The sequence below is a fragment of the Microcoleus sp. AT3-D2 genome, from assembly GCF_036705715.1.
Classification (GTDB): Bacteria; Cyanobacteriota; Cyanobacteriia; order Cyanobacteriales; family Microcoleaceae; genus Microcoleus.
The window spans coordinates 29,319-44,595 of record NZ_JAUBVE010000062.1 but is presented as its reverse complement, the minus strand read 5'-3'; the positions used below and the strand labels follow the sequence as shown (position 1 = coordinate 44,595).

Genomic DNA, 15,277 nt, shown 5'->3' with positions numbered 1-15,277 from the left:
TAAAAATAGCATATTACATGACTAAACTAATGTTGGCAGAGAGCAAGGATTCCAGCAATAGTTACTTATGATAGCATCAGTGTAACTAAATCTACATTCGAGCGCGTAAACAAATATTAAAACCACAAATTTTGATTGTGTTATTTATAAAATTATTCTATGTAAGCTGTTCAGCATTTAAATTTTTTGTCTAAAAGCCAGGGTGCAAGGAGTCTAGGCTTCAAAAATCCCAATTTAAATGCGTATCAGCTTATTCAATTACTGTAATTAAATTTCACTACATATTTATTACTACCATAGCTACCCTACATAGATTATTAAATGAAGGAGAAATAGTTATCAAATGGGAGCGAAAAATCAAAAATAAAGGCAATGCTATTTTATCCGGTTTAGCTGCGTAGCAGCTTATCACTTAGTTGAAAATCTATGTAAGGTCGGTGGGTCGTTGAAGCGTCTGGCGCAGGGTAAGGAGTTTCTGTGGCAAGGACGAGTCGAGGAAACCATCAATTTATTTAAGCCTTGCCGTCAAAAACAAGCCCAGAACTTTTGTGCTTATTTGGAGAAGCATCGCCGACGGATTGTTAACTACGAGCAATTGTCAACACAAAAGGTTTGCTCCATCGGTTCCGGAGCTGTAGAGTCGGCAGTAAAACAAATTGATAGAAGGTTAAAAATTTCAGGAGCGCAGTGGTTGATGAAAAATGTTAATCAAATGCTTAAGCTTCGGTGCGCCTACCTTAACGGATCAATATCTCTTTGATGCTCAAAAGCGCAAAACCGGGATGCTCCCTGCGATCGCGCGCTTGAAGAGAAATGTATCGAAATAGAAACGCGATCGCAAATTTATTTTTTCTACCCTCCGATAACTCCCCGCCTACAGATTGTTTCCCAACTACGCTTCAACTATCAGAGTAATGTTGTCAAGTCTCACGACGCGAACAACTTCACCGGGTTGCAAAGTTATTTCTCGAACGCACTTGGCAGGCCACCAACTGCTTTGAAATCGCACACTGCCGGACTGATTTGGTTTAATTTCTTCTTCAACGATCGCTCTTTCTAAATGGCTGACAGTCATGATTACTTTCTCCTGCTTCTAGGTTGGCCTTAACTTTCAGAATTGATCGCAAACGACGCTGCAACGATCAAAGTAATATTTTCAATTCCCACGACTCGAACCACCTCACCGGGTTCAAAAGTCATGTCTCGTTAGCGAAGCCCTCGAAGAGGATCGCACTTCGCCGGCCACCAACTGTTTTGAAAACGAACGCGGCCGCATTCTTGAGGGCGAATTTGTTCATCTACGATCGCTGTTTCAACATCGTTAATAGACATCGCTGCTTGCTCCTGAATATAAACTCGACTCGATCGGTGTGTAAGTTAGAAGCTTGTCTGTCAACTTCCCCTCCACACTCAACAGTATCCCCGGCCAACCTCGGCCGTGTCAGTCGGTAAAAGTCTATACAAGTCAAATGTTTGAGCGTGTAAGCGAGTCGGAAAAAGTCTGTTAAAGTTGTCTCAGATGGGTAACGCTAAACCTGGTGACTAAATGGAAGCCGATCGTGCACTGGATTTTACCAACTCGTTACTTGTGGCTCGAAACCTGAAAACTCTCGACAACCTTGACAGCGCTATCTTTCGCGAAGCATGGATGGGAGTGCAAGGCAGGACGTACCAACAGGTTGCAGATAGTGAAGGATATGGAGTAGGGACTGTTAAGGATGCTGCCTCTAATTTGTGGAAGCGGCTTTCAGCGCTGTTTGGAGAAGGCGAAAAAGTCAAAAGAGACAACCTTCAAGCGGTTTTAGAACGGTATTGGCGCAGCTACTCGAAACTAGAACCGCAGTCGGGACAAACTGTTCCGGCCCAAGTATCTCTCGGACTTGATGCGGATTTGGAAATCGAAAACCCGAACTTTTTGGGCCGGTTCGGGGCGATCGAAGATCTCAATACTCTTGTCGCCCAAGGTGCTAAAGTGATTGTCATCCAAAGTGCCGGCGGTATCGGCAAAACAACTTTGGCCAGACAGTATCTCAAATCTCAAGGGTTCGATCGAACCATTGAACTGTTGATGGCAAAAGAGACAGAAAACATCACAGCCTTGGAAAGCGTGATCGAAGAATGGCTCAAGCAAGACTTTCAGGAAGAACCAGGGCCAGACTTTGGCGTCACCCTGGGGCGGCTGAAGCGACAGCTTCAGACTCACAAAGTCGGCGTATTGATTGACAATTTGGAAGCCGCACTCGACGGACAAGGTAAGTTTATTGAACCCCACCGGCTTTACGTGGAACTGTTGCGAGTTTTGGCTGACGCAGCGGTGCAGTCGGTAACGCTGATTACCAGTCGCGATCGACTTTGCGATTCTGATGTCACCGTCGAACACTACTTGCTTCCGGGATTAGATGTGGAAGTTTGGCAGCAATTTTTTAGCTGCCGCAACATCAATATAGATGATGTCGCCCTCAAGGAAATGCACAAAGTTTACGGCGGCAATGCTAAAGCAATGGGCATTATTTGCGGCACGATCCGAGAAGATTTTGACGGAGATATGGCGGCTTACTGGCTGGAAAACAGTGAAGATCCGCTCCTTGAAACTGACTTAAAAAATTTAGTTACCAGTCAACTCAACCGCCTCCAAGAACTCGATCCAGAAGCCTATCAACTCCTCTGTCGCTTGGGCTGTTACCGCTATCAAGATGTGCCGACAGTCCCTACTGACGGAGTTTTGTGTTTGCTGTGGGACGTGCCCGAAGCCGGACGCCGACAAATCATTAAATCGCTCTTGCACCGATCGCTAGTCGAGTCTCAGAAGGGCGAATACTGGCTGCATCCAGCAATTCGGGAAGAAGCAGTCGATCGACTCTCGCCCGGAGACTGGGAAACTGCAAACCGCAAAGCAGCCGAGTTCTGGACAGAGAGTGTTGACAATATTGAGACTGTAGAAGATGCGCTGAAAGCTTTTGAAGCTTACTATCATTATGTGGCAATTAGCTGTTTCGAGCAGGCCGCGAGCGTCATCCTCAAAAAAATCAATATCCAGTTTGCCCAAGATTACAAGCTCGGTAGAGCGCTCTACAAATTAGGTTTCTTGCAGCCAATAATTTCAGCAACTACTCGCATCGTCAACAATGTGACTTCTGATTATTATTTGAGCGGTTTATACAGTCTTTTAGGCATTTGTTATCGGATATTAGGCGAAATCAATCAAGCCATAGAATGCCATCAAATGTCAGAAATAAAAGCTACTAAATCTTTGCAAATTATAGCGAAAAGCAGCGAATCTGAAAATGGCAAACAAGCTAATCTGGAATTTTGGAAAGTTAACGCTGCAATTAATATAGGTTTTTGTCAAATAGAAATGCGGGAATTGGAATCAGCTATGGAGATATTTGTCAAGCTGAAAAATTCGCGAGACGAAATTGGGAGTAATAGCTATTCGATCAATGTCGGGTTAGCTTTCCTCAACTCCTGTATCGGAGCCAAAAAAGAGGCGGAAGAACTCGCCGAAAAACTTTATGCCGATCGGGAAAACAGTCAGTTGGTGGGTACGGGATACAAGTTAGTTTTTCTCGCCGCCACCTATCAAAACCTGGGAGAGACAGAGAAAGCTTTGAGCTTGTACCGCCAAGCGATCGCCCAAGCCGACCAAAACCAGTACAGCACCATCAAAGCCAAATCTCTCAGCGGTATAGCAGCGCTGTACCGAGAACGGGGAGAATTTGACCAAGCCCTACAGCACCATGAAGAGGCAATAGAAATACTCGATCGAGTCAGCGCTAAATTAGACCGAGCCGAAGCTTGCTATCAACTAGCACTAACAGAACAAAAACTTGGTAACATCGAGAAAACTCAAGAAAATTTTGAGCGCGCCATTCAACAGTTCAGCGAAATGGACGCTAGCAAACAAGTAGAAAAAGTACAGTTAGCTGCGACAAAAAAAACCGAAAAAATACCTAATTAATCGAGCAAAAAATCAGAAAATAGATACAATAAATGAAAGAACAACCATAAACTTTGTAGATATGAAACTAAAACGATTGGGACACGTAGCCGTCTGCGTGCAAGACATAGAGAAGTCTGCTGAATTCTACCGCAACTTGGGTATGGAGTTAGTCTGGAAAGATGCAGACTGGGCTTATTTGAAAGCAGGAGAGGACGGATTGGCGCTGTTGAGTCCGAGTTACGACCAAGCAGGGCCGCATTTTGGGTTTGTATTTGACGATCGCGCCGAAATGGAATCGGCTTACCAACAACTCAAAGCCGATGGTGTTTCCGTCACCCAAATCCACGAACACCGCGACGGTACTGCATCTTTTTACGGCAGAGATCCAGATGGGAACGGCTTCGAGTATCTTTACGAACCGGCCTGACTATTTTCGGACTTGCGGATCGCCGCGATCGGGCTAAATCCGCGTAAGGTGCGCGGCCTGGCGCACCCTACAGATTAGTGTGTCCGCGCACGATGCGGCCCGTTGCTGACGGCCCGGAACCTCCCTACAACTCCCCGAAGAATGTGAGGTACTCACACCGACGCTTCTACAGTAAGGTGCAGGCTGTGAATCCGAAATATATCCACAAGTTCCGAAAATCCGCTCGATAATCTAAAATCTAAAATCTAAAATCTAAAATCCTCATGTTGCAGAGAATACAAGTCAGAAACCGCTGGAAATCAATCTTCAAACCCTGGGAAGAAGCAGACCCTTGGCTGTTCGCCGCTTGCATCGCCCTCACCATCTTCGGGGGAGTCATGATCCGCAGCGTCGAAATCAACCAGGGGCTGATCGACTGGTGGCGGCACTGGGTAACAGGGGCAGTCGGTTTGTTCCTCGCCATCATCATTTCCCGCTGCCGTTACCAAACACTGATTGAGTGGAAATGGCCGATTTATATATTAATCAATTTGTCCCTGATTGCAGTGCGCTTTATCGGTACTACAGGGCTCGGTGCCCAGCGGTGGATCAACATCGGCGGCTTTTACCTGCAACCATCAGAATTTGCCAAAGTAGGCATGATTGTCACTTTAGCAGCTCTCCTGCACGACAAGACTGTCCCCACGGTGGGTAATATGTTGAGGATGCTGGCGATTATGGCTGTACCCTGGGGATTGATCTTTGCCGAACCAAATTTAGGTACTTCCTTAGTCTTCGGCGCGATCACAATGGGGATGTTTTACTGGGGTAACGTCAATCCCGGCTGGCTAATATTGCTATTTTCTCCTCTAATCTCAGTTCTCTTCAATAACCTGTCTACACCGATTTGGATAGCCTGGATAGTTATTGCGGGTATTATCGCTTGGCGAACCCTGCCTTGGCCCTGGTTGGGGACTTTCGGTGCTGTGTTGGTGAACGTTGTTTCGGGACACCTCGGACAAGTTTTTTGGAATGTCCTCAAGGATTATCAAAAAATGCGCCTGACAGGGTTTTTAAACCCCGAGAAAGACCCTTTAGGCAGCGGATATCACTTGATTCAATCTCGGATTGCTATTGGGGCCGGGGAACTGAAAGGTAGGGGTTTGTTTCATGGAACGCAAACTCAGCTTAACTTTATTCCCGAACAGCATACGGACTTTATCTTTTCAGCTATTGGCGAAGAATTGGGGTTTATTGGCTGCATTTGCGTGCTATTGGTGTTCTGGATAATTTGTTTCCGGTTGGTGACGATCGCTCAAACTGCTAACGATAATTTTGGTTCTTTGCTGGCGATCGGCGTACTCTCAATGTTGATTTTTCAGGTGTTCGTAAATATTGGGATGAACATTGGCTTGGCGCCGGTTACGGGCATTCCCCTGCCTTTCCTAAGTTACGGGAATGCGTCGCTGCTGAGTAATTTTCTAGGCCTGGGGCTGGTGGAGGCGGTGGCAAGCCAGCGACAACGCAAGAAGCGTTGGAATTAGGTCATTGGTAATTGGTTCTGGGAATGCGATCGCCCTTTTGATTTCTTTCGAGAAATTCTGCGGGCGATCGTATTTTTTTTCGATCGGCCAAGGCGCATCTAAATTTTACGCTTACTGAGCCGAGCCTTGATGACTGCCAAGTTTGATAAAATTCTTGTGGGGTGCGCGCGAGAACCCGCCCAAAAATAAAATTTAGATGCCCAACAGCTTAAGTATATCGACTTAATTCAACCACTCCTGACGCAAACAATAAATGGTTTTATGCGCTATGGGTAAGCAACTATGTGTGCAGTGAATGCCTTACTGAGGAGGTTCTTAATGCCTGAAACCCTTGCTAGTATTACATCTTTTTTTTCTTTTTCTTTTTCCTTTCTCCTTTCTCCTTCCTTCTTCCTTTCTTCTTCCTCCTTCCTTCCTTCCTCCTTCCTTCTTCATGACATCCGTTACATCCGTTACATCCGTTACATAATCCGTTGCCGAACTTCCTTCTTCATGACATCCGTTACATCCGCTACATCCGTGGAGCGAATCCGTTGCCGAACTTCCTTCTTCTTCCTTCTTCCTAACATCCGTTACATCCGTTACAAAATCCCTTGCCGAACTGCCTTCGCCTCTGATTACTCGTTCATATTCTTGTAGGTAGCAACAGCCGAAGGCGAACTCCGGTTTAAATACCGGAATATCCAATACTTAAATACCGTATCCAAGATAACTGGAAACGTCGCAATGAACAAAAATATGAACTGCCTATTTTCTGGCAGTCCCAAATGCCTCGATACACCTTCGAGAACTACTTCCCAACCATGAGGCGAGTGGAATCCCACAAACACATCTGTAAACAAAATAATTACGAAAGCTTTCGCACTGTCGCTGAGGCCGTAAATCACATCGTCCATGAAAGACTTTAAAATCTCAATCTCTTTCTTGTTAGTGACGATAATCGCGGCAAAGGCAATGCAGGACATCAAATCGGCAAAAATATTTTTAATAGCTCCACCACTTTCAGAGCGGTATTCCTCCGCTAGTTCAACTGCTTTCGCGGCAATCATCTTTTCCGTTTCCTCTAAAGAAAGCGAGGGAGCAGTGCCTATTAACCTTTGAAAATTGAGGTGCTGCTCAAATCTCTCCAGTTCTTGAAATGCTTCTTCTTCCAGGTTAACATTTATGAAAATGGGAGCATTTTCTTGACCTCTAAAATGGTCAACTATCGGGCCGACTAAAAAGTTTTTGGAAATTTGATTCGTCAACAGCGGAACTAAAATCAAAAGCAAAATAAATCTGAGAGAAATAATTGTTTTTACTTTGGAATTGCGAAAATTCTTGACTACTTCTTTTTCAGCTCCAGGGTCTAAATCTTTAGTGATTCGATTCAAAGTCCCCAAAAGCGATCGCGGTAATAAATTTACTTCTTCATAGTTAGTGTCCACTTCACCATCGTGAATTTTAACAGAATTAGCTGAACCTTTATTTTTGTCAGGTGGAGAGCTGCTATTTGTTGTAGATTTTGCCTGCACATTTACTGAACTGACAACCGGAACAATTGCCGTCGATCTACTATTATTAATATACTTGTCGATGACTCCATCAATAAACTCTAGCTTCTCAAATATAAGGGAGGCTCTATCTTTATTGTTGAGATGTAATCCGTGGTGGTGATGATCAGCGCTGTACCCAGTTTTAGGTTTAGCCCCCACTCGCTCCGGCAGTTCCAAAAAAGAACGGCTAGCATTAAACTCAACCATTCGGGTTTGGATGACCTTGAGGTATTTTTGCAGTTCGGATTTAAAGTAAGACAGGGTGCTTTGTCCGTAATCTCCCGATCGATCGGAGATTGCTTGACCGCCAAAATGCTCGTCTTCGATCGCCTTAATTGCTAACGCAGCATCGTAGGCCTGTTCTAGAGCCCTCTCAGGCGTTTCTCGATACCATTGGTGAAGGCTGTAGAGATATTTTACAATCCTGTTCCACGGAGAAGTATTCATAGCTAAAGCTGGTTAGTTGGCTGTAGACATTAGTGATTAAAGTATTCACGGTATGGTAACAAATTTACATAAATTGAGAACGGTCACGGAGGATTCAATTTGGATTGTCGGATCTGCCCGCAGTGGCAAAACAACTCGTTTAGTCGAGCAGTTCTGCATTTGGAGCAAAACTGTCAAGCCCTTGCCCACAAAAGTTTCAGGGCGATCGAGTTCCGGGCGGCGGCGGGCTGGACAAACTGCCCCAGCAATTTTAGTCTTAGCAGCTAACGGAGACAACCGGCTAGAATTGGCCGATCGCATCGCCGTCGCTACCGAAGGAAAATATACCTTTCACTCCACAACGCCCTTCGGTTTTTTTGAGCAGGAGGTATTGCTATTTTGGCCGCTGCTAGTTCAGTCGCTGAATTTGAGGGCTCAATTTCCCCTACGGCTGCAACCTGAAACAGAACTGGAACTTGCTGCGAGACTCTGGCGTCGCGAATTAGACGAAGGGATTTTGCAAAAAACAGGGGTAAGTCCAAACCGAATGGTGCGTCGAACACTAGACTTATTACAACTTGCTGCTGTCAGCGGTACGCCGAGAGAAGAGATTCCCAGCATTCTAGAACAGGGATTTGCTGGTGACGGCGGCTCGAACAACCTGTGGACTAGCATGGGAGAGTTGCTGGAAAGGTGGCGGGAATGGTGCTTGACGCGGGGGCTCCTGACTTACGGGATTGTTTGCGAACTCTACTGGCGCAATTTGTTGCCGGATAGCACTTACCAGCAGCATTTGGCCTCTAGATATCAAGCTGTGATTGCAGACGATGTTGACGATTATCCGGCGATAAGTCGCCATTTGTTTGATCGAATGCTCGACCAAGGTGCAGCGGGGGCTTTCTCCTACAATCCAGATGGAGGGGTGCGTTTGGGCTTGGGGGCCGACACTGAATACCTGGCCAGACTCGAAAACCGCTGTCAAAGCGTGGAAACTTTGGACGCAAAAGCAGGTTTAGCCCCAGAAATTGGGGATTTAGCGCTAAGTTTAGCAGTTAATTCTGAGGGTTTTTATCCTTTAGGCTTGAGTTTGCCCGGATCAGTTCGATCGCTCCAAACCACTTCCCGCGCTCAACTGCTGCGAGAAACCGCCGAAATCATCGTGGATGCGGTGAAGTCACAAGCCGTGGAACCGCAGGAAATCGCCGTAATTGCCCCCGGGATGGATGCGATCGCCCGTTACAGTTTAACGGAAATTCTCGCGCGAGATGGTATCGCCGCCGTATCTCTCAACGATCAGCGTCCCCTCTCGACTACCCCAGAGATTCGAGCTTTACTCACTTTGTTAGCCTTAGTTTATCCGGGACTCGGCCGTTTAGTCGATCGAGACGGCGCAGCCGAAATGCTGGTAGTGTTGGGCAGCCAGAAACACAGTTCATTGCAAACAGAAGATTCCAACTCGACGTTCAATCTAACATCTCAAATTCACAATCAAAAATCGATCGACCAAGTGAGAGCAGGTTTAATCGCCGATCACTGTTTTTGTCCAGATATCGATCGACCTCAACTGCTGCCAATTACAGCTTTTCCCCGGTGGGACAGACTGGGACACCGAGCAGCCAGGGCCTACGAGCACATTGTGGAGTGGATCGAACAACAGCGGTCGCAACAACAGGAGCGGCTGTTGCCGAGTCCAATTGCCCTGCTCGATCGAGCCATCCAGAAATTTCTCATGAACGACAGATACCTCCCCTACGATCGGCTAGCAGCCCTGCGCGAGTTAATGGAAACCGCCACCCACTACTGGGAAATCAACGGGCGAATGCAGCGCGTAGAACCAACAAACGGCGACGACTCAGAAACGATCGCCCGGTTCATCCAGTTGTTGCGCCAAGGAACCGTCACCGCCAACCCATTTCCAGTGCGTCCAGAAGGCCCAGCAGCCAGAGCCGTCACCCTCGCCAACATCTTCCAGTACCGCAGCAGCCGCCGCGCCCACAAATGGCACTTTTGGCTGGATGCCGGCTCGCCCCTGTGGCTGAGCGGCGGTGCGGCGACATTGTTTGGCGCTCCCTTATTTTTGCGATCGCAACTGGGGCGTCCCTGGGAAACCGAAGAGGAAACGGCGGCCGACCAACAGCGACTGCGGCGAATTCTGCTAGATTTGTTAAGTCGCTGTTCCCTGCTTTACCTGTGCCACAGCGAACTATCCGTCAGTGGACAAGAACAAACCGGGCCGCTTCTGCCCCTAATTAACAGCTCTGTTTCTTGTCAGCAGTCAGCATAACGCATTCGCTTCTGGAGGCAAGAGGCACATCTGTATTCAGCATTCGACATTCGGAAAGAAAAAATTATGACAGCGAAGATTTTTATTTTTTCTGATTCTGGATAAATACACCGGGCTGACTCCAAGCCCGACTTCTACGTTCTATCGAAATGGCGCGATATTAAAGTATACCCAACCTAGGCATCAAAACGTGCAATCATTAATATTTTGAGATCAAAAGATGCTCGGCTTAAAAAATATATATAGCCGTGGCAGTTTTGATTTAGTATGTTAGAAATGATGGGGTTATTAATCAATTTTAAGCCAGATTGGTGGCAACAAACTGATACTAATCAGTTCTTAAAGTAAATCGGGATCGTCGTTTAAAGGAGCCAAAATAATGCCAAGTGCAGTGCCATTAGTAATTATACCACCTCCAACACCAACACCAGAACCAGAACCAGAGACGCCAACACCAGAGACGCCAGAACCAGAGACGCCAACACCAGAGACGCCAACACCAACACCAACTCCGACTCCAACACCAACACCACCTCCCTCCGGGGACGACACCTTTGGTGGCATAGACGACACAGTGGGCGGAGGCCCAGGTACCTCGCCCGCAGTCCTCGGCGGCGTAGTCCGTGGCAGCGAAACCAACGATTCCTTAGTTGGCAGTCCCGGGCCCGACGTGATTTCCGGGCTGCAAGGCAACGACAACCTCCAAGGAGCCGGCGGCGACGATTTAGTATTTGGCAACGACGATGACGACGTGCTGTTCGGCAATGAGGGCAACGACGTTCTTGACGGCGGTTCAGGACTCGATACCCTGTACGGAGGCAAAGACAACGACTCCATCGAGGGGGCAAATAACCCTGACCTGCTGTATGGCAATGACGCCAACGACACGGTAATCGGAGGCGAAGGCAGAGACACGGCTTACGGCGGCAAAGGCAGCGACAGCTTGCGCGGAGGATCTGGCGACGATAGCTTTTTGGGCGATCGAGGCGACGACATCCTCTGGGGCGACGAAGGTAACGACTCGCTCTTCGGTGGGGATGGCGAAGACTTGGTATTTGGCAACGAAGGAGGCGACTGGCTCTACGGAAACGCCGGCGGGGATACATTTTTTTCCGGCGACGGCGACGACATCGTATTCGGCGGCGACGGTGACGACATCGTGGACGGCGGTGCGGGCAACGACGTTCTTTGGGGCGAAGCAGGCAAAGACGTAGTGGCAGGAGGCGAAGGCAGAGATGTCTTCGTCATCGGTGCCTTCAGTTCCCCCAGCGGCAGCAGCGACGGCACTAACGCCGCATTTCTCACCACAGGCGGCCCCGATATCGCCGATGCCGACATTTTCACAGACTTTCGCCAAGGCGAAGATTCGATCGGGTTAACCGGCGACCTCAAGTTTGAAGATTTGGTAATCTTCCAAAGCACTGAGACGAAAGCCGGCAGTACGATTATTCGCAACGGCGTCAGCGGCGACTTTTTAGCAGTATTGCCGGGAGTAGACAGCAGAACCCTAGGCCGAAGCTCATTTGTAATTGCCCCCACAGTTCCCGGCAGCGCAACTCCGCTTCCCCTACCGACGCCAACAGACAGTCCGACACCGACGCCGACACCGACGCCGACAGATAGTCCGACACCGACGCCGACACCAACGCCGACACCGACGCCAACACCGACGCCAACACCGACACCAACGCCGCCAGACGAGCCGGTGCCGATGTTCCCGGGGTCGCCGACGCCGACAGGAAGTCCGACGCCGACAGGAAGTCCGACGCCGACAGGAAGTCCGACGCCGACGTTCCCGACGCCCATCTTTAACCAACCTCCAAGAGCAGTTGACGATAACTTCACCACGGTTGCGGCTCAAGAACTCAGTTTCAACGTTCTGTTGAACGACACTGACCAGGAACAAAGCGCTCTGACTGTCACGACTTTTGCTCCAGCAAGCAAAGGGAGCCTGGTTCCCGTGGGCGGCGGCGTATTCAAATACACCCCGAATCCGGGCTTCTCGGGTACTGACAGCTTCAGCTACTCGATCGCAGACGGCAGCGGAGGCACAAGTAAGGCGGTAGTAACCATCAACGTCAGTAGCCCGCCGCAGCTAATAATTAACGACGGTGTGGTGGTTGCCAAAAGTAATCCTACCCAGACAATCACTGCCGCCGATTTGTTAGTCACAGATCCCGACAACAGCCCCTTGGAAATCGTTTACACGATTACTAAAGCCCCCGATGCTACCAGAGGTTTTGTCCAAAGGGGTACCACCTTTCTCAACGTGGGCGGCAAATTCAGCCAAGACGATATCAACAACAACATCGTCAAATACAACTTGCTGGCAGGAGGTGGCAGCGACAGTTTCACGTTTACAGCCTCCGACGGATCTGCAACTATCGGGCCGGCATCCTTCAGCATCACGGTGGTAGATAATATTGTCGATCGCAGCGCACTCCCGGCCAGCAGCTTTACAGGCAGCAACCTCAGCGACTTCATCCTCGGTGGGGTCGGCGACGATACCCTCTCTGGGGGCGACGGCAACGACATCATGGATGGCAGTGGCGGCAACGACCTCGTATTCGGTGAAGCAGGCAACGACTCGCTTGTGGGTGCGATCGGCAACGACATCCTCGACGGCGGACTCGGCAACGACACCGTTGACGGCGAAGACGGCATAGACTCGCTGATCGGCGGACTGGGCAACGACCTGATGTTCGGCGGCAATGACAATGACAACCTCTTGGGCGGTGACAACAACGACACCATTGACGGCGGAACAGGCAATGACTCGATGTTGGGAGAATCCGGCGACGACTCGATACTTGGTGGCGCTGGGATCGACACCTTACTTGGTGGCATTGGCGACGACTCCCTCGACGGCGGTGCCGGCGACGACATCCTCGACGGTGGATTGGGCAGAAACTTGCTCGACGGCGGTATCAATAACGATTCCATCTTGGGCGGCGACAACGATGACACGATTTTGGGTGGAGAAGGCAACGACACGGGACTCGGAGGTTCCGGCAATGACTACGTGTTGGGCGAGGCCGGCAGCGACTCCCTCGACGGCCAAGCGGGCGACGACACTCTCGACGGCGGTGCCGGCAGCGACTGTCTCAGCGGCGCCTTCGGCAATGACTTGGTATTGGGCGGCGATGACAACGACTCGCTTTCCGGCGGTGCAGGCAATGACATTTTGGGCGGTGGCAACGGTTCTGACTTGCTCACGGGCGATGCTGGCAATGATTTCTTCTACTACGAAACTCCCAGCGAAGGTGTGGACGTGATTGCTGACTTTAACGCTAACGGCAGCGAAACCGACAGATTTTTGTTCAGGTCATCAAATTTCGCAGGTTTAACCAACTCAGGAACTACTCTCGATTTCACCAGTTTTATCGTCAGGAATATCGGGTCTAGCGGCGACAACATTAGCAAACAATCAGTCATTTTGTTTGAATCTAAATTTGACAACGCTCAAGCAATAAATGCAGTGTTGAAGAATCAAAACGGTTCGAGCCAAACGGGAGCTTTCTTCGTGTACCTGAACAATACTTTTAACAAGTACGTTCTCGGATTTGACCCGAATGTGGCAGATGACAGTCTCCCAGCTTTCGATTTGGCAGTGTTGAATTCTATTCCTACAGTGCCCGGAGCGCTCAGCACCGTCATTACTGCATCTGACTTTAAGTTTATTTAGTAGTTTTTGAGTAGCGTCGCAAGGAGTCGGAACAATGCCAAGTGCAGTACCACTAATTTTTCTCGAAGGGCGGCTACCCGATGAAAACGCGGATAGTTTGGATAGCGGCACGGTGCCGCAGCCTACGCCGTCGTCGGGGACGGAGCCGCCGATGATGACGGGGACGGAGCCGCCGATGATGACGGGGACGGAGCCACCGATGATGACGGGGACGGAGCCGCCGATGATGACGGGGACGGAGCCGCCGATGATGACGGGGACGGAGCCGCCGATGATGATGGGGACGGGCCCGGACATTTCGGTCACGCCTGTGCCGCGGCCACCTGTGACAGTTCCCACGCCTCCCCCAGAGCCACTTTTTGTCGATGGCTTAGTTGTCGCAAATGAGGGCAGTAACTATTTAATCGGCAGCTTGTTCAATGACACGATTGCCGGGGGTGCCGGCGACGACACGCTTCTGAGTCGGGACGGAGACGATCTACTCAGGGGCGAAGACGGTAACGATTCTCTCAACGGTGGCGCTGGTAAAGATTTTGTTGAGGGCGGGCGCGGTAATGACACGGCGCGGGGTGGCAAAGGCGATGACTTGGTTTCTGGCGACGAGGGCGGTGACGTAGCTTTTGGCGACCAGGGCAACGATATTGTTTTGGGTGCTGAAGGCAACGACTCGCTGTACGGCGGTAAAGGCAATGACTGTCTGCGCGGTGGTGGGGAGGACGACCTGATTTTGGGCGACAAGGGCAGTGACACTGTTTTTGGCGACACGGGTAACGACTGCCTCATAGGCGCGGCTGGCGATGATATTTTGTTGGGCCAGGAGGGCGGGGATGTCATCACCGGCGGTGTTGGTAACGATACTGGTGATGGCGGCGAGGGTGATGACCTGATCTTCGGAGGCGACGGCAATGATTCTTTGTCTGGGGGGCCTGGGGATGATATTCTTTCGGGCGATCGCGGGTCTGATACTCTGACAGGAGGCGACGGATCGGATATCTTTGTTCTCGGTAGGGTGGGCACGTCGCCTGATGGCAACGGGTTTCTCACTACTGGCGGCCGCGAAATCGGCGATGCTGATGTAATTAGAGATTTTAATGCCGGAGATTCGATCGGTCTGGCTGGAGGTTTGAACTTTACAGAGTTAGAAATTTTCCAGGGCCAAGGCTCGAATTCTAGCAACACGATTATTAGGGACAGGCAAACTGGGGAATTTTTGGCGGTGTTGATTGATGTTCGATCGAACTCGCTAGATGAATCTCGGTTCACTACAGCTCAAATACCTCGCGTAAACGACAATCCCTTCACCATTGAGGGGACAAGTCCTTCTCCGACACCAGCAACGGGGACAACACCTTCTCCAACTCCGGCAACGGGAACAACACCTTCTCCAACTCCGGCAACGGGGACAACACCTTCTCCAACTCCGGCAACGGGGACAACACCTTCTCCGGCAGTGACGA

9 protein-coding genes and 2 pseudogenes are annotated in these 15,277 nt (G+C 49.6%); 7 read left to right on the top strand and 4 right to left on the bottom strand.

The features are described 5' to 3' along the window. Positions 1-406: 406 nt before the first annotated feature. Positions 407-760 (top strand): annotated as a pseudogene (locus tag QUB44_RS22365) (ISKra4 family transposase); the annotation flags it as partial. Positions 761-892: 132 nt separating this feature from the next. On the opposite strand, the gene QUB44_RS22360 reads toward QUB44_RS22365, so the two are convergent. Further along, on the bottom strand, positions 893-1,075 hold the full coding sequence (locus QUB44_RS22360; RefSeq protein ID WP_333085395.1) for an NfeD family protein: 183 nt from the start codon (positions 1,073-1,075) through the stop codon (positions 893-895). Between the two features lie 131 nt (positions 1,076-1,206). Next, positions 1,207-1,332, bottom strand: coding sequence for a hypothetical protein (locus tag QUB44_RS22355; protein WP_333370869.1), 126 nt, complete (start codon positions 1,330-1,332; stop codon positions 1,207-1,209). A 214-nt stretch (positions 1,333-1,546) separates the two neighbouring features. Between QUB44_RS22355 and QUB44_RS22350 the strand changes: the two genes are divergently transcribed. The 3 genes from QUB44_RS22350 to rodA all read left to right on the top strand — a co-directional run bounded on the left by QUB44_RS22350 (position 1,547) and on the right by rodA (position 5,890). Continuing rightward, a complete protein-coding gene (locus tag QUB44_RS22350; RefSeq protein ID WP_333370867.1) occupies positions 1,547-3,958 on the top strand; it encodes a tetratricopeptide repeat protein in 2,412 nt (803 codons plus the stop codon). Positions 3,959-4,019: 61 nt separating this feature from the next. Next, positions 4,020-4,367: a VOC family protein gene (locus tag QUB44_RS22345; protein WP_333370865.1), complete on the top strand. Its 348-nt coding sequence runs from the start codon at positions 4,020-4,022 to the stop codon at positions 4,365-4,367. A gap of 263 nt (positions 4,368-4,630) precedes the next feature. Continuing rightward, positions 4,631-5,890: a rod shape-determining protein RodA gene (rodA, locus tag QUB44_RS22340; protein ID WP_333370862.1), complete on the top strand. Its 1,260-nt coding sequence runs from the start codon at positions 4,631-4,633 to the stop codon at positions 5,888-5,890. 315 nt (positions 5,891-6,205) lie between these two features. Here the strand turns inward: rodA and QUB44_RS22335 are convergent, their stop codons facing one another. Both QUB44_RS22335 and QUB44_RS22330 read right to left on the bottom strand, forming a co-directional pair. Next, positions 6,206-6,577, bottom strand: coding sequence for a hypothetical protein (locus QUB44_RS22335; RefSeq protein WP_333370860.1), 372 nt, complete (start codon positions 6,575-6,577; stop codon positions 6,206-6,208). Next, positions 6,508-7,872, bottom strand: a complete 1,365-nt coding sequence (locus tag QUB44_RS22330; protein WP_333370858.1) for a proton extrusion protein PcxA — start codon at positions 7,870-7,872, stop codon at positions 6,508-6,510. The genes QUB44_RS22335 and QUB44_RS22330 overlap by 70 nt, the downstream gene beginning before the upstream one ends. Before the next feature lie 52 nt (positions 7,873-7,924). Here QUB44_RS22330 and QUB44_RS22325 point away from each other — a divergent pair, with 52 nt between their 5' ends. The 3 genes and pseudogenes from QUB44_RS22325 to QUB44_RS22315 form a co-directional block, all read left to right on the top strand. Beyond that, entirely contained in the window at positions 7,925-10,135 is a 2,211-nt protein-coding gene (locus QUB44_RS22325; RefSeq protein ID WP_333370856.1) for a recombinase family protein, read from the top strand. 379 nt (positions 10,136-10,514) lie between these two features. Further along, a complete protein-coding gene (locus QUB44_RS22320; protein WP_333370854.1) occupies positions 10,515-13,820 on the top strand; it encodes an Ig-like domain-containing protein in 3,306 nt (1,101 codons plus the stop codon). Positions 13,821-13,854: 34 nt separating this feature from the next. After that, a pseudogene (locus QUB44_RS22315) lies at positions 13,855-15,277 on the top strand (calcium-binding protein); the annotation flags it as partial.

Excerpts from the sequence above, each read along its gene's own strand:
- QUB44_RS22360 (WP_333085395.1), bottom strand. The coding sequence starts at position 1,075 with ATGACTGTCAGCCATTTAGAAAGAGCGATCGTTGAAGAAGAAATTAAA.
- QUB44_RS22355 (WP_333370869.1), bottom strand. The coding sequence starts at position 1,332 with ATGTCTATTAACGATGTTGAAACAGCGATCGTAGATGAACAAATTCGC.
- QUB44_RS22350 (WP_333370867.1), top strand. The coding sequence starts at position 1,547 with ATGGAAGCCGATCGTGCACTGGATTTTACCAACTCGTTACTTGTGGCT.
- QUB44_RS22345 (WP_333370865.1), top strand. The coding sequence starts at position 4,020 with ATGAAACTAAAACGATTGGGACACGTAGCCGTCTGCGTGCAAGACATA.
- rodA (WP_333370862.1), top strand. The coding sequence starts at position 4,631 with ATGTTGCAGAGAATACAAGTCAGAAACCGCTGGAAATCAATCTTCAAA.
- QUB44_RS22330 (WP_333370858.1), bottom strand. The coding sequence starts at position 7,872 with ATGAATACTTCTCCGTGGAACAGGATTGTAAAATATCTCTACAGCCTT.
- QUB44_RS22325 (WP_333370856.1), top strand. The coding sequence starts at position 7,925 with ATGGTAACAAATTTACATAAATTGAGAACGGTCACGGAGGATTCAATT.
- QUB44_RS22320 (WP_333370854.1), top strand. The coding sequence starts at position 10,515 with ATGCCAAGTGCAGTGCCATTAGTAATTATACCACCTCCAACACCAACA.